Consider the following 25,388-nt stretch of genomic DNA (forward strand, 5'->3'; position numbering starts at 1 on the left):
GGTCAAAAAGGCCCAGAGTACAACGCACTCCAGACCGATTTCATGCCATACAGAGACGGCACGATACCGGCGTTAACTGAATTTCAGCAGATCAGCTGTTTTTTCCCGCAGGAAATCAACATTAGAACGCAGAGTACTTCCCTTAGCATCGTGCCCCTGGAGCTGGAGCTTGTCAAGAAACGCCAAACCGCGCTTCTGAGCTTCGGCCAGGTCCTTGCCCCAGATAATGGCGAGAGCAAGGTTCGGGTCAAATTCAGTAGGAATTTCGTATGCTTTGTCCGTGGGCACCTGAGTGTACATGGACAGCCACTCTTCGTCCTGCCAGCTAAAGGTTTCGATTGTGCCGCACCACGGCGCAAACTTGTTTGCCGGGTCTTCCGCGATGATACGGTATTCAATACCCACACCATCAAAGCGGATGTCCTTCTGGGAGTACCCAAGCGGCTCACCAAGCGCACAACGAATCTGCTCTGCAATGAGGTCCACATCGCCTTCACCGTTCACACGGGAAATCGTGGCAGAGACGCCATTTTCTACCTGAATTCGAGTATTGACTTCCATCAGGAAAGGCTTGCCATTGGGCGTCACAATCCATTCCCATGTGCCAACGCTGTCATATCCAGACTCGCGGGCCATAGAAAGAGAGTGTTCCGTAATTTCGTCCAGCAGGCTCTGTGCGTCAAAACCATACGTGAGTTCGCCCGGAGCAAAGCCCGGAGCAACTTCAACACGCTTCTGACGCCCGGAACTCTGCACGGAGCAGTTACGGGTCCCAAAGTGCAACGGCTCGCTTCCATGACGGTCAGCGAGAACCTGAACTTCCAGATGGTTAAAATCAAAGATGCGCTGTTCCACAAGCACACCCTCATCATTAAACTGACGCAGGGAGTAATTGCGAATACGGCGATAGATGGACCGGAAGGAATCCATGTCATGAATTTCTTCAATGCCCATGCCACCACCACCGGCAGAAGCCTTTACCAGCACAACGGGGTGGGCAATACCCTGCTCCGCCTGAAACGCGAAAAGGTTCTCGGCAATTTCTTCTGCTTCCAGCTCATCATAGATGGGCCGGTCAGAGCCGGGAACCGTGGGGACGCCAAGGCTACGAGCAAGACGCTTTGTGTTAATCTTGTCGCCCAGTTCGCGAATAACGCGCCATGAAGGTCCAATCCATTCCAGCCGGTTCTGACGCTGCGTCACGCGGCGCGCAAAACGAAAATCTTCGGCAAAAAAGCCGTAGCCGGGATGAATTGCTGTTGCTTGCGCATCGTCTGCGACTGCAAGCAATTCGTTAGCATCATGGTAGGACGAAATACGATACAATGCGTTCTCACCGCCAAGGTCGCGGGCAAGGCGAACATGCCCTGAGGCCGCGTCCTGAGCGGTGTAAACGCAAACAAAATCCAGACCGAGCTTCCGACAGGCCCGGACAATACGCATGGCGATTTCGCCACGGTTTGCCACAAGGACCTTATGTTTCTTCAGCAATGGTTATGTTCCTTGTTTGCCAGCCTTCTTCCTGAGCGCAATCATGCGCTTCTGAACTTCAAGGACGAGCTTATCCAGTCGTGCTTCCTGACGGCGATCGTTATCGGCGAAGCCAAGGCCCACCAATCCATCAGCGCAAACACGCATGATATCTGCTTTCAGCCCGGGAATGAAGAGCTTTTTGTTAAGGAGCAGATCAAACTCCAGCCGAGTATCTTTTCGGAAATCATTGCGTGGTTTCCGAAAAGCCAGCCCTGTTGCACTCAAGTCGAGCACAACAAAACTTTCGCCAGTGGCTTTCAGGGAAATTTCGAGTCCCGGAATACGGGTTCGAAACGCTTTACGCTGCCCTGTGCCGCCAATCTCGCCCAAGGAAAAATCATATTCGTCAAACATTCTATCTACTCACCATCTTTTCGAGAACCAGTTCTACTCGTCGATTTCTGGCACGATTATCAGCAGTATTGTTAGGATAGAGCGGTTCGAGGTCGGCAAGCCCCGTCGCTGTCAGACGCTCTTGAGCGATTCCAAGTTGCATCAAATACCGCAAAACATACACGGCACGCAAGCTTGAAATCTCCCAGTTATCCTTAAAACGGGCGCCAGCTCGCATTGGAAGGTCATCCGTATGCCCAACAATATTGATTTTCTGATCATGTTTTTTGATCAAAACATCTTTTAATTCGACCAAAATCTTCTTGCCCTCGGGGCTAAGCTCGACCTGACCGTTTTCGAACATCACATCGCCGGGAATGCGAATAACAACCTTTCCTTTTTCTAGCACCGCGCCAACGATTCCCTCAATACCTTTCTGCGTAATAAATGTTCGCACGTCAGAATAGACTTTGCGCTGAACCTCCAAAAGCTGCTTCTGGAGCCGGACCGAATCCATAATCACGGCATCATCAGAACGCACAGGGGCTGTCATCAGCTGAGTGGACTTGGTGCCAAGCGCACGCTTCACCGAAAGAAAAGAATCCGTAAATTTATTCACGTCCAGAGTAGACATGGAAAACAGCATAATAAAAAACACAAGCAAAAGCAGGCTCAGGTCCGCAAAAGTTACAATCCAGCGGTCATGATCGGAACTTTCCTGCTTTTCCGGCTCAAGGTAATTATTCGGATCATCGTGCACTTTTGCGCTCCTTCGGAGGAATAAAGGACGAAAGCTTTTCGTAAACCAGTCTTGGGTTGTTGTTCTCAAGAATGGACTTTGCCCCTTCAAAAATAATCTGGAGGTGCAGCTCTTCCTGTGAGGTCCTGGCTCTCATTTTGCCTGCAAAGGGCAAAAACACGAGGTTTGCCATAATGGTTCCATAAAAGGTGGTCAGAATGGCAACAGCCATTGCCGGGCCAAGCGTGGACGGGTCATCCATTTTTGCCAGCATCTGCACCAGACCGATCAGGGTACCGATCATACCAAATGCCGGAGCGTATCCCGCGAGCTTCTGAAAGACTTCAATAAAGATATTGTGCTTTCGCTTCATGGTACTGATCTCAATCATCAGGGTATCCCGAATAATCTGTCCATCAGCGCTGTCCGCAATAAGCTGGCAGGCCTTTTTCAGAATCGGATTGTCAGTCTGGATATTTTCCAGAGCAAGCAAACCTTCTCGGCGGCTGATTTCTGCGATGCGAACCATCACGTTCACGACATCGTCAACTTTTCCCTTCTTTTTCATGAACATGGACAATGCAATCTTGTGTGCATCCACCACGTCTCGAATGGGAAAGGTCACGCAAATCGCGGCAAAAGTGCCTCCCATGACGATCATCAGGCCGGGAACATTCACAAAGAGGGAAATGTCTCCACCAATCAGGATGGCGCCGAGCACAAGGACAAAACCAATCAGAGAACCCAAAAACGTTGCGATATCCATAAGCTTCCATTCCCGCGTTGTTCGTGCGGACGTTGACATACAAAGGCTTCCCAGCCACAATGGAAAGTCTTAAAATTCCTGTTTAAAAAGACTGCTTCAAAACATATAACACGCCGAATACTATGCAAAATCCACAAAAAGTCCAGCAGGCCGCAGCGTACATCCGCGAGCATCTCAGCACTCCACACGAGGCCGACACCGGAATCATTCTTGGCACAGGACTTGGCGACTGGGCCAGCTCCCTTTCACATACGGACGTCTTTCCGTTTGAATCTATTCCCGGCTATCCCCGCTCAACAGTACAGGGACACGCCGGACAGCTTGTTGCCGCCGAAGTTGGAGGCCACAAAATCTGGCTCCAGCAGGGACGTTTTCACCTGTATGAAGGCTACTCCCCTGCTGAGGTCTGCATGGGCGTTCGCACGCTTGCCGAGCTTGGCATAAAGCGTCTCATCATCACAAATGCAGCAGGAGCACTCAACCCTCAGTTTGATGCGGGTGGACTCATGCTCATCACCGACCATATCAACTTTACGGGAACCAGCCCGCTGATTGGTCCAAATCATGACGCATGGGGCGACCGCTTCCCAGACATGAGCGCGACCTATTCGCCACAGCAGGCTAAACTGGCCATGCAGGTTGCCGAAAAACACGGCATTCGTCTGGAGCGAGGCGTGTATCTCGGTCTTGTTGGTCCCAACCTTGAAACTCCGGCCGAAACCCGAGCTTTTCGCATGTGGGGCGCAGATGCCGTGGGCATGTCCACCGTGCTGGAAGTCATCGCCGCCAAGCACATGGGGCTGGAAATCCTTGGCATCTCCTGCCTGACAAACAAAAACCTGCCAGACTGCATGGAAGAAACATCCATTGAGGATGTGCTTAACATGGCCGCAGCCTCATCAGGAAAGCTCTCTGCCCTTCTCTCTGGTATTCTTACCGAAGACGCGTAACGCAAAAAGGGAACCCCACAAGGAGTTCCCTTTATTTTTCATCGGTATTCAGCAGAAAAGGGGTCCAAGCTCCTCACCCACTCTTTTCGACCGTCAGGCCAAAAGCATTAGGGCAAAGAGCACAAAGACTTCCAATCTATTCGTGCGAATGCTGTGGATACACGGGCGTCACAGCGTCCATGTCCATCTCTCTTGTCCGGTAACCATCACTCTCGATGGCAAAACGGGTGATGGTATTTTCATCATGATCCAGAATATCCAGACTGCTTTCAGCGCCTTCCCGCATCAATTCCATGACATGAATCAGTAAAAATTCCACATCAGGGTAATAACTGTTGTGCTCCACAGAAACAGTGGTGCCCTCATATTCCACCTCATCGAACTGAAGATATCCCTTCAGTTTTTCAAAGGCTTCTGCAGAAATGCCGTTAAACGTTCCAAAAACTTTTACACCAGTTCTCATGACCAGTTCTCCAGTCTCAATCAGTGTTTTTCAATATCCCATTCGCGCTTCTTGGAATAAATGAAGCGAACGATGTCGTACTCAAAGAGTGAGCCGTCCTGATAGTATGTAAAAAGAATCTTCTTTCGGACGTCAATACCCTTCACTGTCAAATAGCCTGCACGGAAGGCAAAGGTAAAATTCGGGTCGAGGTAATTCAGGACAGCATTTTCTTCGATCCAGACCATCGCCAGATCAACGCCAAGTCCGCCTGTATCCCGCAGGTTAGACGGTCCAAACACAGGCAAAACAAGATACGGTCCCGGTGGAACGCCCCAGGTTCCCAGAGTCTGTCCAAAGTCCTCTTCTTCTTTTTCAATGCCACCCATATCTGCAATATCAATGAATCCGCCAAGACCAATGGTCGTATTCGTCACAAAACGGGCAAAGGTATTGGCCGCGCCATCAACATCAAGCTGAAGCACGCAGTTCACAAAGGTGGAGACTTCTCCAACGTTGGAAAAAAAATTGGAAAAACCTGTCTGCATAATTTCTGGCACAGTGTGCTCATAAACCGTGACAATCGGCATGAGTACATACTGGTCCAGACGAGCATTAAAATCATAAACCTGCCGGTTCCATGACTCCAGCGGATCATACACATAGAAAGGGCTTGTTTCGTCAATATGCTCAGGCTCTGGAGCATGATGCACCGGAGCGTGGAAATCTGTCACAACTGTTGGCTGACGCTCTGCGCAAGCAGTCAGACTGAGGCACACAAAACACAGCGCACAGACCAGAGGGAATTTTAACGTGCTGCTCATTCCTTTATCTCCTGCCGATGCACGAGGCGCAGCATGTCCTCAACCGTCTGTTTGTACATAATGTTCCCGCAATGCCCACCTGTCGGATAAATCACGGCACGCCCTGCAAAAGTCTTTTCCAAAAATGCAAGCTCTTCGGGCGACAGAATCGGATCATCCGCATTCGTCAACATTTCGATTTTTGTGTTTGCACGCAGATATGGCGCAATGCTTTCGAGGCTACTTTCTGCCACCAGCCGCTCTGGAGTCAGAGTCGGATCGCGATACTGCAAATACGGCGCGAGGAATTCCTCAAAATACTGTTCAAAGCCCAGCTTGACCGCTGTCAGCATGTAGGGCCGCAGCGAATCAGACGCTGTCAGGATTTTGCCATCCGGGACAATGTAGCCAGTATTCAGGCAGACATCCGTGGAAAAAATAATATTGGCGGCGCTCATCCGGAAAGAGACACCCACCAGTTTTTTCAGGTCTTCATGTGGAACCCGGTGATACCGGTACAGGCGATACAAAAAATCACCGTCAAACTGCACATGGTCCTGATGTTTGTAATATTCCGCAACAATCGCAATAAAACGGCTCGCCAAATCTTCCACGGCTTCAGGCGTTTCATCACCTTCTTTCAAAAGCTGATCGAGGCGCGCAGCCGAGCTTAAAAGGCTTACTGGGGGATTAATCATCAGCGCCTTACGAAAGGCAAAGACCCGCTCTTCATCATCGAGCTTCATCAAAAATGCGCTTTGAGCCGCACCAAGGCTGTAGCCTGCGACGTAGAAACCATCGACCCGCTCACGTATTTCCTGCTGATGAACAATCAGATCCATAACGCGGTACAGATCTTTGACATCATCTCGAATATAGCCAGGAGCGCGGCTCGTAGACGCACTCACAATAAAATTCGGGTGGGTCGGCGATGACAGGGCAATAACGTGATAGCCCGCAGCATAAAAAACCTGCTGAAGGTAGGCCATCTTGGGGGCGTTGTATCCCGCACCTGTTCCCGCAATCAAAAATATCAACGGGGCAGTTTTTTTCTGAAACAGCACAGAATAGCGAAGATAATCGCTATGCCAAAAAAGAGGAGGAGCCACCCGCTCATCAATCTGAATGACCTGAGGAAGGGGGCGGGCTTTGCGAGAAGGCACATAGCTCAGTTCTCGCGGGGTGCCGATGACTGTTGCCACATACGGATCCTGAAATGGATACGCGTCGTCTTTTCCCCCACCTGCCAAAACAGCAGAGGGCAAAAGCAACAGCATCAGGAAGATGATGAAAAACTTTTTCATACGTCTCTCTTCGTCCAGATGAATTCAATACGTGCCCAAAGCGGTCGAGTTCGAGGACACCAGAACTCTGACTTTTTTCATGTCATTTTTTCGGCACATCGGGGGGAGCTATGACACGCTCGGCAGCAAAAGCCAAGAAAAGACACGGTCCCTTTACGCTTTGCCGGGTTTGGCAAGGACTTTGCTTAGAAAAGAGAAAAACGAAATTTCTCGCATTTACATAGCGTTTGGGCACGAGCACCAAGGAGGAATACATGCTTTCCCTGCTGAAAAAATCTCATCCCCAAGAACGGACCGAAGAGAATCTTGAAATTGCCAAGGATCTTTTTATGGCCGGAAAATTCCCCGTTGTCACAACCCGAGATATTCCCGCCAAGTCAATCAAGCGGGTCATTGGTCTTGCTGCCTACCGAGGCTATGACATGGAACAGGCATTCTACGGAATGATTACCCGTGCGATTTCCAACGGCGCAAATGCCGTCATTGGATACCGTGAAAATGTGGCATTCCATCCAGATGGAAGCAAGTATATTTCCTGCTATGGTACAGCAGTACGTCAGGTAGACGAAAAAAAATAGTCCCTTGGCGAGACAAAAAAGGCAGGGAAAAATCCCTGCCTTTTTTTCATCTACAAATGCGTTTCGTCGGCCTGCGGAGTGAGCGGAACCTTTACCGTCACAGTTGTTCCACCGCTCCCGCTTCGAATATAAAATTCACCACCAAAGGCACGCGCACGTTCCTGCATATTTGACAGGCCATACCCCGAACCCAGCTCAGGACTTCCCTCCTTGGCAAAGCCCCGGCCATTGTCCTCAATATTGACCCACAGCACATCGTCCTCAATCAGCATACGAATATCGGCCTGATCCCCTCCACTGTGCTTGAGAACATTTCCTAATGCCTCCTGCACAATACGATACAGGGGACCTTTCATGTCATCTGGCACCTGAGATTCATCATCCAAAAGCTGCAAATTCACATGCAGACCATGCGCCTTACGGATTTGACGACACTTCCAGCGCAGTGTTGCCACCAGCCCAATGTCGTCCAGCATGGCAGGCCGCAAGTCCATTATAAGACGCCGTATGTCATCCAGCACCTTTTGTGTATAGTCACGGAGCCGCAGAAGCATTGTTCGCTCCTCGCTGTCCTCCGCATACACCATCTGGCTTGCGATATTCCCAAGGTGAACCCGAATAGCCGTAATATCCTGACAAATTCCATCGTGAAGCTCTCGGCCTATGCGAGAACGCTCACGCTCGCCCGCAGCAAAAACCTGACGCTGCGCACGTTTTCTTTCGCGAACTTCTTTTTGCAGTTCGTCACGCGAAACCGTCACACGTTCAAGCTGCTCAGACATTTCATTAAACGCCTCCATCAGCGCCGAAATTTCATCCTTTCGACGGGGAGCCATATCAATGGTGTGCCCAAGTCGGCCATCCCGCACCCGCAAGACGCCTTCAAAAAGCTGCCGAAGCGGGGCAAGAATATCGTCTGACAAAAAGCGTTCCCATGTGAGGGCAAAAAGACAGGTCAACACAGAAAGGACAATCAGCACGGCATTTCGAAAATGCTGTACAGAGTCAATTTCTGACATTGCCTGCTCAGAGATCAACTTTGCGCTGCTCTCAACAGAGCCAAGAACAATGGTAATATGGTTTAAGAGGTTGCGACGGGCCTTAAATATTGCCTGAGGATCGCGGGAACCAACAACAGAAGAAAGGCCAACAAACGTGCCAATCAGCTCTCCTGCCTTGTCAAATTCACGCTCAAGACGATCCAGGCCAATGGTTCCCGGATAATTTTTCTCAAAGACATGTAGTTCTATCTGCAAGCGCTTTGCCCGCATAAACCATTGCCGCGAAAGACGGTTTACATTGCCACCATCGTATTCATTTGCCAGCAGGTTGAGTTCTGTAATTCCGCTGAGCAGTGAAAAGGCGCCTTGGCTCTTTTTGAGCGAGGCGCCAATATTCTGTTCGGCCCAAAAAAGGCAGCCCAGCACCAGAGTCATAAAAACCCCAGTAAAGATTACCAGAACGCTGAGCTTTTTCTTTATGGACATTGTCTGATCTTACCTAATAATGCTCACACTCTCAGGAGAGACCTGTTCCAAGGGGTGATAATCGATATAATCGAGAAAGTTTCTCGGTTCTTTGTACGGGACAAGCTCATTTTCAATGGCCCAGCGATCAACACCCTCAAAGCTCAGCAACAGGCTTTGCTCCAGCGAGAGATTAAATTCAGCTTCGTTCTCAACAAAATTCAGCACCAGATCATAGGAACGGTTTTTCATTTCTGCGATGATCTTTGCTGCTTCTTTTTTGTGGTCCACAGTCCACGCATCAGCCTTTTTGATTGCTCGCAACATTCCCTGCATCTTCTCAGGATTTTTAGCAATAAAATCCCGAGGAGCAATCAACTGCACAATTTTCCTGTTGATGTTGGAATTGCGAAGAACAAGGGCGTCTGAGCCAAGCTTTTTAAGCGCATCGGCAACAGGCTTTCCGTGCTGGCAGAACGCATCAATCTTGCCAGAAACGATAGCGGTCGGCAGCTGCTTTTTCTTCAAAAAAACGACTTCAACATCGCTCATTGGAATACCACAGTGCTGCAGGTATTTGTAGAGGTAATAATGCGAAGAGGTTCCATGAACGATACCAATTCGCTTTCCTCGCAAATCACTTGAGTCCAAAATCCCTGCAGACTTTTTAGCAACGATTTTGGTCTGACTGTCGGAGTACGCAAGCACACCAACAAGCGCATGCTTTTCAAAATCAATATTGCTCAGGATAGCGCCAACCCGGTTTGAGGTACCAAAGTCAGTCGCACCTTTCAGATACTCCTGTGCGGCAACGAATCCATTACGATAGGATTTTATCTGAATATCAAGCCCTTCTTCGGCGAAATATCCATTTCTGATTGCCACACAAACAGAGCCAACCATTCCGCCGGAACCAGCGGAAATTGTAAGGGGTTCAAGCTGTTTCTGAGCCATAGCAGGAGTCGAAACAAGCACAGAAAGCATCAAAAATGCAGAAAATAACCAGTAGACTTTTTTCATTTTTCCCTCTCTCAATAGACTATCCATTCCATAGGATTCGTTTTGCGAATACACAAAAAACACCCTTATTTCAACACGTTCCTCATCCAAATTATTGATTGTCCGTTAAAAGCGCTCCACTACTCAAAAAACATTCCCTACAAAGGGCAGCATCACCCTACCCCCCTCACCTCATACCCCTACTAGCAAAAGCAGGGTTGTCGGTATTTACTTCCACTCGTCCTGCTCGTATTTTTCTTCAAGCCGTAAATAACTTTACTAATTTGGGGGGAAATATGAGCTTTGGGGATATCATAACCGCTTGGGTTATGGAACAGGTTAAGTTAGGTAAGCTTTCAGACACGCACGCGACCCAGGAGGAGCTGGACAAAAAACTCCGTGGTGCCGTAGACGCCATCTGCGACGCAATCCGCACGACAGGAGATGAAACTCCACTGCGACTTCTTGCTGCGCACCTTGGGTACAGTCTTGAACCATTTACTCAATCTTCACAAGGATTCAACAAGGAGTAAGCGTTTTGGAAAGCGGAACACAGGCGACCACAATATTTATTGCCGAAGACCACACCCTTTTACGTGAAGGGCTGAAGGCACTCATTGGGGGCCATACCAACTGGAAAATAGTTGGAGAGGCATCCGATGGCATAGAGACACTCGAACGCCTCCGCGGACTCAACGTTGACCTCCTCCTTATTGACCTTTCTATGCCACGTTTAAGCGGGGTCCGGGTCATAGAAGAAGTGAAACGGGCCTATCCACAGACACATGTTCTTGTACTGACTGGGCATAGTGATGAAGAATTTGTTTATGCGGCATTGCGTGCCGGAGCAGATGGCTACGTTGTCAAAGATTCGACAAACGAGGACCTTGCAACGGCCGTCAAAAGCGTTACCGAGGGGAAAGGCTACCTGAGTCCAAGTATTTCACTAGACGTGATACGAGGGTACCTGGACAACAAATCAGGGGAAAGCCAGCATAACCTTTTAAGTGCACTGACACGGCGCGAAAAGGAAGTTCTCCAGCTTGTTGTTGAAGGACACAGTAACCCGGAAATTGCTGATATTCTGTACATCAGCATAAAAACTGTGGAAAAACACAAGACGAACATCATGCGCAAGCTGAACGTGACGAACCAAAACGAACTCCGAAAGCTTGCACGCTCTACGCCGTTCCAATTCTAAGCTTCTTTTCAGACTAAAAAAATCCCCCACGCATTCCGCCTGGGGGATTTTTTTGTGCTGACATCGAAATGACACCGCAATCGACGCAGTATCTAACGATCGAAGACGTAAATGACGTTCCTCTTTGAGGGTCGCGCCTGCATTCGCAGTCGCGTCATGATCAAAGGCCGCCAGGACAGAGCGCTCGTGCAGAAATTGCAAAGCGTCGCTCAAAAATGGGGGACAATAGGGGGACAAAATGAGGCGTTGGGCAAAAAGAAAGGGTCTACGGCAATCCGATAGATCGTCGTAAACCCTTGGAATTCTTGTGGTAGCCGGGAAGGGACTCGAACCCTTACTCCATCGCTGGAACCGGATTTTGAGTCCGGCGCGTCTACCAATTTCGCCACCCGGCCATATTGGCACCATGTGTATATATACAATTCACATGGTTGAATCAAGAAATCTATGCTGAGAAGCTGTGTCCTCAACAGGTCTAGGCTTCTATCCTAGGCAGGAGCATCCGGTCAAGAACAGATTTCAATTTTTTCATTTTTTTCAAGGTACCGTCCATCTTTTCTCCGTCCAGCCTCGCTTTCCGACCTTTTTTCCTTTCCTTCCCGATTCTGTAGCCTTCTTTCTTGTGATAGCTCCCAAAATCTTCTAAAAAATCTGGATGCAACACATCCCGATTGGTTCACTCGTCAATGTTGTCGCGATCATCATTGGTGGTTTTGTGGGAATGGCCTTCCGTTCCCGCATGCCAGAAGGCATTCGCACTATTGTTTTTCAGGGACTGGGGCTGAGCACGCTCGCCCTTGGCGTCAGTATGTCACTCAAAATGCAAAACATACTGATTATTATCTTTAGCATTGTTCTCGGGGGAATTATTGGAGAACTCTGCAATCTCGACAAACGTCTTGAACAAGGCGCAATCTATCTCAAGAAAAAGATCAAAAGCAAAAACGAGCTGTTTGTCGACGGCTGCATGACCGCTACCCTGCTCTACTGCATTGGGTCTATGGCCATCATTGGCGCCTTTGACGAAGGTCTGCGTGGTGACCCCACTATCCTGCTCACCAAAAGCATGATGGACGGTTTTGCTGCAATCGCCCTCGGCGCTAGCTATGGCGTCGGCGTTGTTTTCAGCGCTCTTCCTGTTTTTATCTACCAGTATGGACTGACGCTTTTTGCCATTGTTCTCCAGCCTTACTTTACGCAGGAGATCATTACACAGCTCACCGCAACAGGTGGCATTCTCATCATTGGCATCAGCATCAACATTCTCGACCTCAAGCAGATCAAACTCTCTAACATGATTCCTTCTCTAATCATCGTCGTCATTCTCAGCGTTCTTTTTTAGTCGACATCCCGACACAACAAAAAAGCCCGGAGCTGTTCCTCCGGGCTTTTCTTTTTTTCTGGCTTCTCACGCTACATCATGTGCTCTGGCAGGTAAAAAATAATCTCTGGGAATATCGTTACCAAAACCACCATCAGCACCATTATGCAGAAGAACGGGAACGTTGCTTTCAAAATAGTTTTCACGTCCTCTTTTGCAATGTGCTGGATAACAAAAATTGAGAACCCAACGGGTGGCGTGATCTGCGAAAGCTCAACCATGAACACCACGAACACACCAAACCACAGCGGCTCAAATCCCGCCTGCTGCACAATGGGCAGAACAATCGGCAAGGTCATGACCACAATGGAAATACCATCAAGGATCATTCCAAGGAACAGGTACATGATGCCCAGCACTAAAATCAGCAGGTACGGCGACAGGTGCAGCGAGGCAATATATGCACTCAGAGCGCGGGCAATACCTATGAAGCCAACGACCTGAGACAAAAACGCCGCACCAGCAATAATAAAACAAATCATGCCCGTGGTTTTGACTGCGGACAAGAACGCTTCTTTCAGGTTGCCTAGCGTGAGGTTCTTATACATGGCAGCAAGGCCAAGAGAACCAACGACACCGATGGCTGCGGCCTCAGTCGGAGTGGTGATCCCTGCGTAGATGCCTCCAAGCACGAGGACAATCAACGCAAAAACAGGCAGCAGATCTTTCAGTGCGATCAGCCGGTCCTCCCATGTGTATTCCTCTTCCACCTGCGGCAGCGAACCGGGGCGTAAAGCTGAATATCCCATGATGTACACGGAATAAAATATCGCAAGCAAAATTCCCGGGACAACACCTGCGACAAAAAGCTTGCCGATAGATGTATCTGACAACACACCGTAAATAATCATAATAAGAGACGGCGGAATCAAAAAACCCAAGGTCCCCGCACCAGCCAGACTGCCAATAGCCAGACCTTTGTCATAGCCACGGCGCGTCAGCTCATCCAGTGTAATTTTGCCTACGGTCGCTGTTGTCGCTGCACTTGAACCTGAGACCGCTGCAAAAAGCGAGCAGGCAACGACATTGATGTGAAAAAGTCGGCCGGGAACTTTGGAAAGCCACGGCACCAGACCATTGAGAAGACGGGTTGAAATTGCTGTTCGATACAGGATTTCCCCCATCAGAATAAAGAGGGGAAGCGCAGTGAGCGCCCAAGAATCCAGCGAGTTCCACATTGAGTTTGCAAGCAGGTCGCCAATCTTGTCCCAAATGGAAAGCGTTGGCGGCAACATGACATCATACAGGAGCATACCTGAAATGCCTGTTGCAAAGAGTGAAAAACCAATCCACTTACTCGAAAGCAGAAAGAGCATCATCACGCCAACAAGGACGACCGCAAGGAATAATGGATCGGAAATTATTTTCGCACCCTCCTGACGATGAACGCCACTATCTGTAAGAAAAACAGGGCCAGACCAAGAGGGATAACCAGCTGCGGTTTCCAGAGCAGCGTCTCAGACACGGAGTCCGCCGCCATTTCCAGCTCATAGGATTCCATGACCATCTGTGCGGAGTACCAAAAGAGATAGCCCACAATGGCTGCCGAGCTGATGCCGACAAGAATGTCTACAATTCGCCGTCCTTCGCGTCCAAGGGAAGAGTACACAAGCGTAATGCGAATGTGGGCATTTTCCCGGAAGGTATACGCAAAGCCAAAAATCACAACCGCAACCAAAAAGTAGCCGCTATACTCGCTGGCAATCAGGGTCGACGTTCCAAAAAACGTCCGCAAAACAATCTCTGCCATAATCAGCAGGACAATCAGCCCCATGAAAATGGCAGAGAGAATTGCGCCGCCTGTGGAAGCAGATTCCAGCAGTCGAACAAATTTCATTATACCTTCTCCAGAACTACTTGCCGAACGCCTTCAGCGCGGCAAGGGAATCCTTTTTTGCTCCATCCTTAAACTCGGAAAGCATGCTGTCAGCAACGTCGTGCAGCTCTTTGTCGAGGGCGGGAGTCATTTCCGAAATGACCATGCCATTTTCTGCCAGAATCTTCAGATTCCGCTCTACTTCCTTCTCAGACTGTGCCCACTGCTCTGCCTCGACTTCTGCCGCAGCCTTGAGCACGGCGTCTTTCTGCGCCTTGTCCAGTGCATTCCAGTAATCAAGATTCATGGTCATCATGTTCAGCGGGTACGCATAGTTTGTCTTGGTGAAGTGCTTCATGACTTCCCAGAACTTACCGTCCACGCCAGAAACAGAAGAGGTCAGGACAGAGTCAATCAAGCCAGTGGACAATGCGGAATACACGTCACCCCACGGCAGAGACTGCGGAGAGCCACCAGCACGACGCAAAAACTCAGCACCATTCCTGTCATAGGTTCTGACTTTCAGCCCTTTGAGACTGGCAACATTTTCAAAAGGAGCGTTGGTATACATGCCACTTCGAGGCCAGGGCGCAGCATACAGCATTTTCTGATTCCAACGCTTGCAGGCCTTTTCATAATACGGCCGACAGGCAGTATAAAATGCTTTTGCCTCGTCATAGCTGTTCACGATCATCGGCAAGGTGGACAGCCCAAAAATCTCGTCACTGCCTGCAACAACGCCCATCAAGATATCGGACATCGGAAGCGTGGCGTTTTTGACGGCTTTCAGCAGCTCTGGGCCTTTGAAGCCAAGACTTCCGCCGGGGTGCACATCAATCTGCACAGTTCCAGAGGAATACTCGTTTACCTTTTTTGCAAAATTTTCTGCACCTTGCGTATGAAAATTATTTGAGCCGTAAATAGCGTTGCAATTCATCTTGAGCGTGCCTGCAAAGACCGATGCAGGCACAAGGCACAGACATACTATAAAAAGAATGACACGTTTCAGCATTATAGGCTCCTTTAATCGTGCGCAAAGTGATACACGCGTGGGATGGAAGCTCTCCAAAGAGACGAAGAGAACTTCCATCCACAACCTGCGTTAAGAGAGGTGTTGCGAAGCTTTTCCACAAAGAGAAATGGAAAGCTCAAGTCTGGGAGGTGCCGGGTTCGGGTGGAGGACGATTCTTGGCACCCCACCCAGACTGTCAAAACGAGGAAGCAGGCAGCCAATGCTGCCAGGAGCAGGGGAACGAATGCTCCTGTTCTTCCTCAAGCTCGATTTTGACATTATTGTTTTTTTACAAAAGACGTCAACAGAAAAGTTTAATTTGACAAAGATTGATAAACAGACGCATATTCACCTTTCCAGTAAACATATTTGCAAAGAAAAACCTCTTAACCCCACAACCACGGGCAATAATCGACGCCTACAACGGGCCGTATACAAATTTGCCAAAGTTGGAAAAAGGGAGAACCGAAATGCTTATCCTTGGAGTGGATACCGGTGGAACCTTCACCGACTTTATCTATAGGGAAAATGGAAGCTGGGGCATCCACAAGCGCCTCTCCACCCCAGAGAATCCCTCAAAAGCCGTTATCGAAGGCATCCGCCATATCTGCGGAGGAACAATTCCTCAGGGACTTCAGATTGTTCACGGCTCAACCGTGGCAACCAACGCCATCCTTGAACGAAAAGGCGTTCCCACTGCCCTCGTCACCAACGACGGCTTCACAGACGTCATCGAAATCGGCCGCCAGAATCGCGCCGAACTGTACAATCTGAGCTATCGCCGCCAGCCGCACATCGTGCCATCAGAACTCCGCTTCGGCGTCGGCGGTCGCTTCGATCAGGATGGAACAGAGGTCGAACCATTCGACACCACGAAGGCCCGCGAAATTGCCAAGGCCATCAAAGACTCCGGCGCTGAGTCCGTTGCAGTCTGCTTCCTTTTTTCATTCCTGAACGCCTCGCACGAAGACGCCATGCGCGAGCTGCTTGGCGAACTCAAGATTCCTGTTTCCGTTTCGCACGAAATTCTCTCTGAATTCAGAGAATTCGAGCGAACCTCCACCACCGTGGTCAACGCCTATGTCTCCCCCAAAATGACGGCGTACCTGACTGACCTGAAAAACGCAGTCGAAGGCAGCACCCTTCGCATCATGCAGTCCAATGGTGGCTCCATCAGCGTCAACACCGCTATGCAGGAATCTGTACGAACCATTCTTTCTGGCCCGGCTGGCGGGGCTGTCGGCGCCCTCGAAATCGGCAAACAGGCTGGTTTCGACAAGCTCATTACCTTTGACATGGGCGGCACATCCTCAGACGTTGCCCTACTCAACGGTGAACTGCCTCTCACAATGGAATCCAGCATTTCCGGCTACCCCGTCAAAGTTCCCATGATCGACATTCACACGGTCGGAGCGGGCGGCGGCTCCATTGCAGCACTCGACGAAGGCGGTTCCCTCAGCGTTGGCCCCGAAAGCGCAGGAGCAGACCCCGGCCCAATTTGCTACGGCAAAGGTGAGCGCATCACAGTGACCGACGCCAATCTTTATCTTGGCCGCCTCGTTGCTGAACGTTTTCTTGGTGGTGACATGACGCTCAGAACGGACGTTCTGAACGCAAAGATGAAAGAAATGGCCGAGCAAGCTGGGCTTTCTCCTGTCGAGCTGGCCGAAGGCATTCTGGACATTGCCAACACAAACATGGAACGCGCCATTCGTGTCATTTCCGTTGAGCGCGGCTTTGACCCCCGCGAGTTCACCATGTTCTCTTTTGGCGGTGCTGGCGGCATGCATTGCGTCAGCCTCGCTCGACTCCTCAACATGCCCCGCGTCTTCATCCCGGTGAACCCCGGCATTCTCTCTGCCGTTGGCATGCTTATGGCCGATGTCATCAAGGACTACAGCCGCACAGTCATGCTCGATCAGCATACCACTGACGCCGCAGCCCTCTATGAACTCTTTGCCCCGCTGGAAGCCCAGGGCGAAAATGACCTCAAAGCTGAAGGATTTGAAAGCAAAGCCATCCGTTTTGAACGCTTTCTCGACATGCGCTATCAGGGACAGTCTTTCGAGATTATGGTGCCCTTTGATGACGATTTCATTGAAAACTTTGAGCAGCTTCATGAACGCAGCTACGGCTATCGCAACCCCGGCCGTACCGTGGAAATCGTCAACATTCGACTGCGCGCTCGCGGAGCAGCAGAAAAGCCGACCAGCACCAAGCAGGAAACAGGCTCTGCGACGCCCGCACCAGAAGCGATTTCTAGCACACAGCCGAGTGTTTTTGACGGCACCACCTACGACACGCCAATCGTGGAACGCGAAAAACTTCTGCCCGGCAACAAAATCCCCGGCCCGGCAATTGTCGTCGAATACAGCTCGACCATTGTGATTCCGCCCTATGCGAACGTCACTGTGGACGCCTTTGGCAACCTGCTCATCGAGCTGGACAACGCCTAGTCATATTTCATTTCCAGAGGAAAGCATCATGGAAAATCAGACTGTTAACCCCATATTGCTGGAAGTGTTTAAAAACCGTTTCTCCTCCATTGCAGAAGAAATGGGCGTGACACTCACCAGAACGGCGTTTTCTCCCAACATCAAGGAACGCCGGGACTTGTCGTGCGCCGTCTTTGACGCCAGTGGCGACATGATCGCGCAGGCAGCCCACATCCCCGTTCATCTGGGGTCCATGCCCATGTCTGTCAAAGCCGCTATTGAGCATGGCGAACTTAAGCCCGGCGACATGATTATGGTCAACGATCCATTTAAAGGTGGAACGCATCTCCCAGACATCACCATCGTAGCCCCGGTCTTTACCGCCGGGAACGACAGCCCCGTTTTTTACGTGGCAAACCGTGCCCATCATGCTGACGTTGGCGGCATGACTTCTGGCTCAATGCCCCTCTCGACCTCCATTTTTCAGGAAGGCATCATCATCCCGGCCGTCCGCATTGTTCGCGAAGGTGAGATCGATCAGGAGCTTATGCGTCTCATTCTGAACAATGTTCGGACCCCCGCCGAGCGCGAAGGTGACTTCTCTGCCCAGATCATGGCAAACATCACCGGAACACGCCGTCTGGAGGAGCTTCTCGCCAAGTATGGTTTGGAAATGGTTCAGTTTTATGCAGAAGCCCTGAACGACTATTCCGAGCGCGTTCTTCGAGCCACGATCAGTGAAATCCCCAATGGCACGTACGCCTTTAGCGATTGTCTTGACGGCGACGGCGTTGACTGCACGGATGTCGAAATCTCTGCCACTGTCACAGTCGAAGGCGACAGCGCGACTCTCGATTTTACCAAAAGCGCCGATCAGGTCAGCGGCAGCGTCAACGCGGTGCGAGCCATCACGGTTTCCTGCGTCCTCTATGTTTTCCGCTGTCTCGTGCATCGCGAAATTCCTACGAATGCAGGATGTCTCCGACCCATTACGGTTCTGACTCGCGAAGGCTCAGTTCTTGATGCCAAAGCGCCCGCAGCCGTCGCAGGCGGAAACGTCGAGACGTCACAGCGCATTGTGGACGTCGTTCTCGGCGCCCTTGCGCAGGCCAAAGGCGACTTCGCCCTTCGCATCCCTGCTGCGAGTCAGGGAACCATGAACAATGTCGCCATTGGAGGCATTGACGAGCGAACCAGCACTCCATTTGCCTATTATGAGACTCTCGCAGGCGGCACAGGAGCGAGCGCCTCTCGCGGTGGTGAAAGTGCCGTCCATTCGCACATGACCAACACCCTCAACACACCCGTCGAGGCAATGGAGTATGCCTACCCCTTCCGGGTCACGGAGTATTCTGTTCGGCCACAGACTGGCGGCAGAGGGAAGCACAATGGCGGGAATGGGCTTGTTCGAGAGATTGAACTGCTATCTAGCTGTGAAATGACTGTCCTTTCCGAAAGGCGGGTAGCAGGACCTTATGGGCTACATGGAGGAGATGCTGGCGTTCCAGGAAAGAACCTCATCTGTCGCAAAGGTGGCAGCGTTGAGGAGTGTCCTGGAAAATTTCACGCAACACTCCACACCGGCGACCGGGTACGTATTGAAACTCCCGGCGGCGGCGGCTACGGCTCGAAATAGCGCACACCCCTAGCGCTTTGAGCCGCTCGTGAGGGGCGGGGAGGGGTGTTTGGGCGGGGACGCTGTCCCCGCACCCCTGCAAGGGGCGCTGCCCCTTGACCCCGCCCAAGGACGAGGCCCTTGGGAATCCCGCTCTAGCTAAAAAAAATAGGGCTGAATGGGATGAAAGCTTCGCTTTCCTCTCCATCAGCCCTATTTTTTTAGCTAGGGGGCACCCAGTGTGTTCTTTTTCTTTGCGATCCATTCCTTTCTTTTGAATGCCATATGGCATTCAAAAGAAAGTGGTGGCAACGCACGAAAAAGAGAAAGAGGCTCTCGACGCTAGCCCCAACAAGTTTAAAAACCGTCCAAGCGAAGCTTGAACGGCTTTTAAACTCGATGAGGATACGTAAGGGAATCATTCCCTTACGCGGGGGTTTGGGGGCTGGCCCCCAATCTTCCCATGCCCTGCACAGCCTTGAGCAACAACTCAGCAAAAGCAGCACACCCAAGAGTGCGAGCACCGGGGATCTGCGACGCAAGGTCGACAGTCACCTGCTTGCCGATAATGACAGAGTTCATAGCCTGCCGAACGCAACGCGCGGCTTCTGGCATCCCTGCATGCTCAAGCATCATCGCACCGGAGAGGATAAGACTCCCGGGGTTGGCAATATCCTTGCCTGCAATAGCGGGCGCAGTGCCATGCGTTGGCTCAAAAAGCGCGAGGGTGTCGCCCATGTTCACACCGGGAGCGAGTCCGAGTCCACCGACCTGCGCGGCAAGGGCGTCCGAAAGATAATCACCGTTAAGGTTGGTGGTCGCGAGGACGTCATACATTTCGGGATAAAGGAGGGCATTCTGGAACATTGCGTCAGCAATGCAGTCCTTCATGAGGACAGGTCCCTGCTCTGCGGGCTGATCTGCCAGACGCACACGGCCAGAATACTCAGCTTCGGCAAGCTCGTAGCCCCAGCCACGAAACGCACCTTCCGTGTATTTCATAATGTTGCCTTTGTGCACCAGGGTGACGCTTTCGCGCTTGGTCGCAAGGGCAAAGTCAATGGCCTGCCGCACAAGGCGCTGCGAACGAAACTTGGAAATAGGCTTAATGCCAACACCAGAGGCGGAATCGACATCAGCACCAAGCTCATCATGCAAAAATGCAATGAGACGGCGGGCTTCATCTGAACCTGAGGCGAACTCAATACCGGCATACACGTCTTCGGTATTTTCCCGAAAGACCACCATGTCGACTTTCTCAGGATGCTTGAGGGGAGATTCAACACCTTCGATGTAGCGAACAGGACGAATACATGCATAGAGATCAAGCGTGCGGCGCATGGTCACATTAAGGCTGCGAAAACCTTTGCCCACAGGGGTTGTCAGCGGGCCTTTCATGGCGAGGCGCGCACCACGCAATGTTTCCAGCGTTTCCTGCGGCAGATACTCCCCTGTTTCGGCAAAAGCTTTTTCACCTGCGAGGAGTTCCACCCAGTTCAGGCGGCGAGTTTCACCATAAGACGCGGCAACAGCGGCATCAAGCACGGGGCGGGCTGCTGCCCAGACCTCGGGACCGATACCATCTCCTTCGATAAAGAAAACTTGTGTATCCATTCTTCTTCCTCTTATGCGGTATATGTGAACAGTTCAGGGATACTGCAAAAGGCACAGTTTTGTCTACACAGCGCCCAACATTTCACTACATAAGCCGCATTCTAATTCTTCATTTTTTTGATGAGGAAAAGAGTTTGTGATTGCAAAATGATTTTTTCTCATATCTTTTTATTTTTCTCGTGCTCTATGCCTTCAAAAGGCCTATTTCGTATCGATCTTTTTTTCCTGCACCTGAGATAAAATATTCGGTGACCACGTCCATCCTTCAAAAGAGAGCTTAAAGAAGAGTGAATAGAGCACCGGACATAAGAGAAGGGTCAAAATAGTTGCAAAGGCAAGTCCTGAGATAATGCAGTTTGCCATAGGGCGCCACAACTCACCACCCTGCAAAGAAAGTGGTATCATGCCAATTATTGTTGTTGTCGTTGTCATTAATATTGGTCGTACCCTTTTGAGTGCACCCAACACAACAGCATCCTGCCCCACTACACCATCTGCACGAAAACGCTCGATCTGATCTATGAGAATAATGGCATTGTTCACTATAATGCCGAGAAGACTAATCATTCCCAGCATTGCCATAAACCCGTATGGAGAGCGGGTGACCAGCATTCCCCAGGTAATGCCCACCATCATGGGCGGAAGTGTCAGCACAATAATGAGCGGCCGGCGAATTGAGTTGAACTGCCCCACAAGCACAAGAACCAGAAGCCCCATAGCGAGCGGGAGATTCTCAAAGATGGATGCCGAGGACTCGCTACTCACCTCTTCCTCACCGCCATAGCCCAGCGAATAGCCGCCCGGCCATGCGTCAGAAAGCTGTAAATTTCGCAACCGAGGCTGAAGTTCCGCCAAAACCTGCGACGCATAACCCCCTTCAATGTCGGCCTGCACAGTTATCGTTCGGACACCGTCACGATGCCGAATGTTCGGTGGCTGCCAAACCAGATGCGGACGCGCGAGCTGCATCAGCGGCACTGACGCGCCCGTGGCGTAGGAATAAATATTTAAACCTTCCAGACGCCCCAAATTCTCACGAATTCGTTCCTCGGAGCGCAACAGAATCGGAATTGCTTCATCACCTTCGCGATACGTCGACACAGGCATACCGGACATGTGCGTTTGCAGCGAAAGCGCAACGTCGGCGCTAGAAAGCCCTGCCTGCCGGGCCTTTTCCTGATTCACATCCACGACAAGCTTCTTTGTCCATTCGCCCCAGTCATCCCAAATCGAAACAACGCCATCACATTGCCGCAGTTCCCCCTGCACCTTGTCCCGTAACTGATACAGCGTCGCAATGTCCGGTCCAGAAATACGAACTTCAATAGGTGCGCCAAAAGGCGGCCCAAACATAAGACGCTTTACCGAGTGGCGACAATCTGGGAACTTCGAATCAAGAACCTCCTGCACCTCAGGTATCAGCTGAGGGACATCCTTGGGGTCCTTGATCTGCACAACAAGCGACGCAAAATTCGGCGCGCCAGTCTCAAGATGCAGAGGCAAATACCAGCGGGGACCACTTGCGCCAACAAAAGTCAGGACATTGCGTACCCGCTCGTCCTGCTCCAGAAACGCCTCAAGCCGCCCTGCCCGCTCTGCGGTTGTCCGAATGTCCGAACCATATGGCTGCCAGAAATTCACGATAAACTGGTCGCGCTCGTTAGGCGGAAAGAATATCTTCGGAATAAGCTGAAAACCAAGCACACTCACAGCACAGGCCACAATAACACCAGACAAAAACACCGCCCGGTGCTTGAGCACCCAGCTCAGCGCACGGCGGTATGCCCTGTACCAGCGGTTATCAAAATGCTGCACCGTATGCCGGGGCTGGAGCACCTTCATTGACAGCATCGGAATAAAGCTCAGAGACAAAAGCCACGACGCCAAAAGCGTGCAGCTCACAACCACAAAAAGCGCAAAGGTGTATTCGCCAACTTTCGATGGAGCAAAAGGGATTGGGAGAAAGGCAAAAATCGTTGTAAGCGACGCAGCCAAAAGCGGCATCCACAGTTCGTGGACCGCAGCGAGTACGGCCTTTTCGCGCTCCTCTCCTGCTGCGAGCCGAACCAGAATATTTTCACTCACCACAACGCCGTTATCCACCAGAATACCAAGTGAGATAATCAGCGAGGCAATAGACATACGTTGCAGTCCAACCCCAAAAAACGGCATCACAGCAAGACAGCCAAGCATCGCCATTGGAACCAGCGCTCCAGCCACAAGCCCTGTGCGCAAGCCCGCAAAAGCCAGCATCACAACCACGACAAAGACAAAAGACTCCAGCAGATTGATTCCAAAATCACCCAGTGCATTCTTGACGTAGCTTGGTTCATACAGCGCCATTGTATACGTTAGGCCAAGAGGCACGCGCTGCTGCAAGGTATCCAGCTCAGCACAGACCTGCCGCCCCAGCTCCAGAACATTGCCGCCTTCTGCCATTGATATGGCGAGCAGAATGCTGGGCTTGCTATTATAGCGCACCATTCGGGAGGGCGGATCCACAAAGCCACGCGTTACCGTCGCAATGTCAGACAGCGCGACACCGGTTTTTTGTCCCGGAAGGCGAACACTCAGCTGCCGAATATCCTCAACAGACAAAAACTCACCAGTTGGCTCAATGACAATTCGCTCCGGCCCAAGCCGGGCGTGACCACTGGGTTTGATTGTATTCTGGGCATCTATAACCTGCGCCAGCTGAAAGGGAGAAATCCCCAAAGCTGCCAAACGGGCGTTAGAAAAATCGACATAGATACGCTCATCCTGAACGCCCCACAGCTCAACCTTCCCCACCATGTCTATTTTGAGAAGCTCATCGCGGGTGCTGTCTGCCACGTCCTTGAGTTCCCGATACGTGTATCCATCACCCGTCAGGGCAACACAAAGTCCAAAGACATCACCATATTCATCATTGACCATTGAAGGCATGGCCCCCTCTGGCAATGAGGGCTGAGCATCGTCAATCTTGTTCCGGAGCGTTCGCCATACGGGTTCCATGTCCCGTATGCCATCATAAAACTCCACTTCGAGAATCGACAGACCTTCAAGCGACTGGGATTTGAGCCGGTGCACCTGCGGCATGTCCCGCACCTTTTCCTCAAGGGTGTGCGTTACCAGCTCCTCCACCCGCTGCGGAGAAGCCCCCGGAAATGCCGTCACCACCAGAGCAACCCGGATTGTAAACTTCGGGTCTTCCTGCTTGGACATATTCACCAGCGACCACATCCCTGAGGCCGCGAGCAAGACAAACAGCACAAGTGCGGTTCGAGAATTTTTGAGGCACCACTTTGCCAGATTCACGGCCGTACCTCCGCACTGCGAAGCTCAATATTCACCTTCTGTCCTTCCTGAATACTGTGGACGCCACGAATCACAAGTATGTCTCCGGGGTGAAGACCTTCCAGCACCTCGACGCCCTGAGCACTGAGCCGACCCAGCCGAACCTTTCGGCTTGAGACGGTCTTGTCTGCCTCATTTACAACCCACATCCGGAGGACGTGATCTGCTCCGCTAAAACTCGCCGCAGCCGGAACAAGCACAGGGTCCCCCTGTGCCGCAAATGAAAACATCACATCACCAGACATACCGGCCCGAATGCGCCCGTCCTGTTCCTTGAGAGCAACCTTGACCGGAAAAGTCGAGACCGTCCCTGTTTCTACACCTACTTCGATCACTTCTCCGGCAAAGAGTTCTGCCGGAAGCGCATCAAAACGAACCTTGACAGGCTGACCAGTTTTCACCTTGGCGATAAGTGTATCTGGCACACCAGTCTGCATTTGCAGCCGGGACCCCGCAGTCAGCGTTGCTATTGGCTGCCCTGCGCCCACGGTCTGGTGCACTTCGACAGGCACCTCCGCAAGAGCGCCAGCCACAGGAGCACGTAACTCTGTGTACTTGAGCTGCTGGCTTGCCAGATTCCGCATATTCTTGATCGACCGATATTGCGCCGCCGACGCGTCAAACTGCGCCCGTGCCCGGTCTAAGTCGCGCCGGGATGCGTTCCCAACTTCATAGAGGGCACGAGTCCGTTCCCAGTCAGACCGGGCCTGCGCCAAGGCAGCGGCGGCTTCGGCCGTAGCGGCTTCGGCCCGCCCCAGCTTGAGGCGATAGTCTGTCGGGTCAAGGCGAGCCACAAGATCACCGGGGCGAACTTTCATGCCCACCTTGGCCGGGAGTTTGATAATTTCGCCACCAACCCGAAAGCTTAGGCGACTTTCTATTGCCGCTCGAGCAGTACCGGGAAATGCACGCGTCCGTGATGCTTCCGGGTCTGGAACCCGAATCGCAACAACAGGACGAATCACTGCCTTTCGCTTGGGAGCATCCTCGGAGCACCCGGCAAGCACTGCACATGCTGCCAGTACACAAAGCACCACTCCAAAGTATTTCTTGTGAGCTTTCATC

22 protein-coding genes and 1 tRNA gene are annotated in these 25,388 nt (G+C 51.3%); 7 read left to right on the forward strand and 16 right to left on the reverse strand.

Translation table 11 applies throughout. The features are described from left to right. Nucleotides 1-72: 72 nt before the first annotated feature. From B5D23_RS09320 to B5D23_RS09335, 4 genes are read right to left on the reverse strand one after another with little or no spacing between them, the layout of a single operon-like run. Nucleotides 73-1,491, reverse strand: a complete 1,419-nt coding sequence (locus B5D23_RS09320) for a biotin carboxylase N-terminal domain-containing protein (protein WP_284690180.1) — start codon at nucleotides 1,489-1,491, stop codon at nucleotides 73-75. A 3-nt stretch (nucleotides 1,492-1,494) separates the two neighbouring features. Then, the gene (locus B5D23_RS09325) at nucleotides 1,495-1,887 is read right to left on the reverse strand and encodes a PilZ domain-containing protein (protein ID WP_078685158.1); all 393 of its coding nucleotides are present in this window, start codon (nucleotides 1,885-1,887) and stop codon (nucleotides 1,495-1,497) included. Nucleotide 1,888: 1 nt separating this feature from the next. After that, nucleotides 1,889-2,626, reverse strand: coding sequence for an OmpA/MotB family protein (locus B5D23_RS09330; protein ID WP_078685159.1), 738 nt, complete (start codon nucleotides 2,624-2,626; stop codon nucleotides 1,889-1,891). Then, complete coding sequence (locus B5D23_RS09335; RefSeq protein WP_078685160.1) at nucleotides 2,616-3,371, reverse strand: motility protein A; 756 nt, start codon at nucleotides 3,369-3,371, stop codon at nucleotides 2,616-2,618. Before B5D23_RS09335 ends, B5D23_RS09330 begins: the two co-directional genes overlap by 11 nt. A 122-nt stretch (nucleotides 3,372-3,493) precedes the next feature. Between B5D23_RS09335 and B5D23_RS09340 the strand changes: the two genes are divergently transcribed. Continuing rightward, on the forward strand, nucleotides 3,494-4,321 hold the full coding sequence (locus B5D23_RS09340; RefSeq protein WP_078685161.1) for a purine-nucleoside phosphorylase: 828 nt from the start codon (nucleotides 3,494-3,496) through the stop codon (nucleotides 4,319-4,321). Between the two features lie 136 nt (nucleotides 4,322-4,457). On the opposite strand, the gene B5D23_RS09345 is transcribed toward B5D23_RS09340, so the two are convergent. From B5D23_RS09345 to B5D23_RS09355, 3 genes are read right to left on the reverse strand one after another with little or no spacing between them, the layout of a single operon-like run. After that, nucleotides 4,458-4,784 carry a hypothetical protein gene (locus tag B5D23_RS09345; RefSeq protein ID WP_078685162.1) on the reverse strand — a complete coding sequence of 109 codons (327 nt, stop codon included), beginning with the start codon at nucleotides 4,782-4,784 and terminating at the stop codon, nucleotides 4,458-4,460. Between the two features lie 20 nt (nucleotides 4,785-4,804). After that, nucleotides 4,805-5,587: an MlaA family lipoprotein gene (locus B5D23_RS09350; protein WP_078685163.1), complete on the reverse strand. Its 783-nt coding sequence runs from the start codon at nucleotides 5,585-5,587 to the stop codon at nucleotides 4,805-4,807. Further along, nucleotides 5,584-6,870 (reverse strand): alpha/beta fold hydrolase family protein, encoded by a 1,287-nt coding sequence (locus B5D23_RS09355; RefSeq protein WP_078685164.1) that lies wholly within the window; start codon nucleotides 6,868-6,870, stop codon nucleotides 5,584-5,586. Before B5D23_RS09355 ends, B5D23_RS09350 begins: the two co-directional genes overlap by 4 nt. 254 nt (nucleotides 6,871-7,124) lie before the next feature. Here B5D23_RS09355 and B5D23_RS09360 point away from each other — a divergent pair, with 254 nt between their 5' ends. After that, complete coding sequence (locus B5D23_RS09360) at nucleotides 7,125-7,448, forward strand: heavy metal-binding domain-containing protein (RefSeq protein WP_078685165.1); 324 nt, start codon at nucleotides 7,125-7,127, stop codon at nucleotides 7,446-7,448. A gap of 50 nt (nucleotides 7,449-7,498) precedes the next feature. Here B5D23_RS09360 and B5D23_RS09365 read toward each other — a convergent pair whose 3' ends face one another. Together B5D23_RS09365 and B5D23_RS09370 are read right to left on the reverse strand one after the other, a co-directional pair. Then, the gene (locus B5D23_RS09365) at nucleotides 7,499-8,935 is read right to left on the reverse strand and encodes a sensor histidine kinase (protein WP_078685166.1); all 1,437 of its coding nucleotides are present in this window, start codon (nucleotides 8,933-8,935) and stop codon (nucleotides 7,499-7,501) included. Nucleotides 8,936-8,944: 9 nt separating this feature from the next. Further along, a complete protein-coding gene (locus tag B5D23_RS09370) occupies nucleotides 8,945-9,934 on the reverse strand; it encodes an ABC transporter substrate-binding protein (RefSeq protein ID WP_159445966.1) in 990 nt (329 codons plus the stop codon). A 275-nt stretch (nucleotides 9,935-10,209) separates the two neighbouring features. Here B5D23_RS09370 and B5D23_RS09375 point away from each other — a divergent pair, with 275 nt between their 5' ends. Together B5D23_RS09375 and B5D23_RS09380 are read left to right on the forward strand one after the other, a co-directional pair. Then, nucleotides 10,210-10,446 (forward strand): hypothetical protein, encoded by a 237-nt coding sequence (locus tag B5D23_RS09375; RefSeq protein ID WP_078685168.1) that lies wholly within the window; start codon nucleotides 10,210-10,212, stop codon nucleotides 10,444-10,446. A gap of 5 nt (nucleotides 10,447-10,451) precedes the next feature. Beyond that, nucleotides 10,452-11,114 carry a response regulator gene (locus B5D23_RS09380; protein WP_078685169.1) on the forward strand — a complete coding sequence of 221 codons (663 nt, stop codon included), beginning with the start codon at nucleotides 10,452-10,454 and terminating at the stop codon, nucleotides 11,112-11,114. Between the two features lie 308 nt (nucleotides 11,115-11,422). Here the strand turns inward: B5D23_RS09380 and B5D23_RS09385 are convergent. Further along, nucleotides 11,423-11,509, reverse strand: a tRNA-Leu gene (locus B5D23_RS09385). Nucleotides 11,510-11,769: 260 nt separating this feature from the next. Here B5D23_RS09385 and B5D23_RS09395 point away from each other — a divergent pair. Then, a complete protein-coding gene (locus B5D23_RS09395) occupies nucleotides 11,770-12,456 on the forward strand; it encodes a DUF554 domain-containing protein (RefSeq protein ID WP_078685171.1) in 687 nt (228 codons plus the stop codon). Between the two features lie 71 nt (nucleotides 12,457-12,527). On the opposite strand, the gene B5D23_RS09400 is transcribed toward B5D23_RS09395, so the two are convergent. From B5D23_RS09400 to B5D23_RS09410, 3 genes are read right to left on the reverse strand one after another with little or no spacing between them, the layout of a single operon-like run. Then, the gene (locus tag B5D23_RS09400) at nucleotides 12,528-13,859 is read right to left on the reverse strand and encodes a TRAP transporter large permease (RefSeq protein WP_078685172.1); all 1,332 of its coding nucleotides are present in this window, start codon (nucleotides 13,857-13,859) and stop codon (nucleotides 12,528-12,530) included. Then, nucleotides 13,856-14,332, reverse strand: coding sequence for a TRAP transporter small permease subunit (locus tag B5D23_RS09405; RefSeq protein ID WP_078685173.1), 477 nt, complete (start codon nucleotides 14,330-14,332; stop codon nucleotides 13,856-13,858). Before B5D23_RS09405 ends, B5D23_RS09400 begins: the two co-directional genes overlap by 4 nt. A gap of 16 nt (nucleotides 14,333-14,348) precedes the next feature. Next, a complete protein-coding gene (locus B5D23_RS09410) occupies nucleotides 14,349-15,323 on the reverse strand; it encodes a TRAP transporter substrate-binding protein (RefSeq protein WP_078685174.1) in 975 nt (324 codons plus the stop codon). A gap of 470 nt (nucleotides 15,324-15,793) precedes the next feature. On the opposite strand from B5D23_RS09410, the gene B5D23_RS09415 reads away from it, so the two are divergent. Together B5D23_RS09415 and B5D23_RS09420 are read left to right on the forward strand one after the other, a co-directional pair. Then, complete coding sequence (locus tag B5D23_RS09415) at nucleotides 15,794-17,779, forward strand: hydantoinase/oxoprolinase family protein (protein WP_078685175.1); 1,986 nt, start codon at nucleotides 15,794-15,796, stop codon at nucleotides 17,777-17,779. 28 nt (nucleotides 17,780-17,807) lie between these two features. Next, a complete protein-coding gene (locus B5D23_RS09420; RefSeq protein WP_078685176.1) occupies nucleotides 17,808-19,394 on the forward strand; it encodes a hydantoinase B/oxoprolinase family protein in 1,587 nt (528 codons plus the stop codon). 405 nt (nucleotides 19,395-19,799) lie between these two features. Here B5D23_RS09420 and icd read toward each other — a convergent pair whose 3' ends face one another. The 3 genes from icd to B5D23_RS09435 form a co-directional block, all read right to left on the reverse strand. After that, nucleotides 19,800-20,987: an NADP-dependent isocitrate dehydrogenase gene (gene icd / locus B5D23_RS09425; RefSeq protein ID WP_078685177.1), complete on the reverse strand. Its 1,188-nt coding sequence runs from the start codon at nucleotides 20,985-20,987 to the stop codon at nucleotides 19,800-19,802. 201 nt (nucleotides 20,988-21,188) lie between these two features. Then, the gene (locus tag B5D23_RS09430; RefSeq protein WP_078685178.1) at nucleotides 21,189-24,284 is read right to left on the reverse strand and encodes an efflux RND transporter permease subunit; all 3,096 of its coding nucleotides are present in this window, start codon (nucleotides 24,282-24,284) and stop codon (nucleotides 21,189-21,191) included. After that, nucleotides 24,281-25,387, reverse strand: a complete 1,107-nt coding sequence (locus B5D23_RS09435) for an efflux RND transporter periplasmic adaptor subunit (RefSeq protein ID WP_078685179.1) — start codon at nucleotides 25,385-25,387, stop codon at nucleotides 24,281-24,283. The genes B5D23_RS09430 and B5D23_RS09435 overlap by 4 nt, the downstream gene beginning before the upstream one ends. Nucleotide 25,388: the final 1 nt, after the last annotated feature.

It is taken from the genome of Desulfobaculum bizertense DSM 18034, assembly GCF_900167065.1.
Classification (GTDB): domain Bacteria; phylum Desulfobacterota; class Desulfovibrionia; order Desulfovibrionales; family Desulfovibrionaceae; genus Desulfobaculum; species Desulfobaculum bizertense.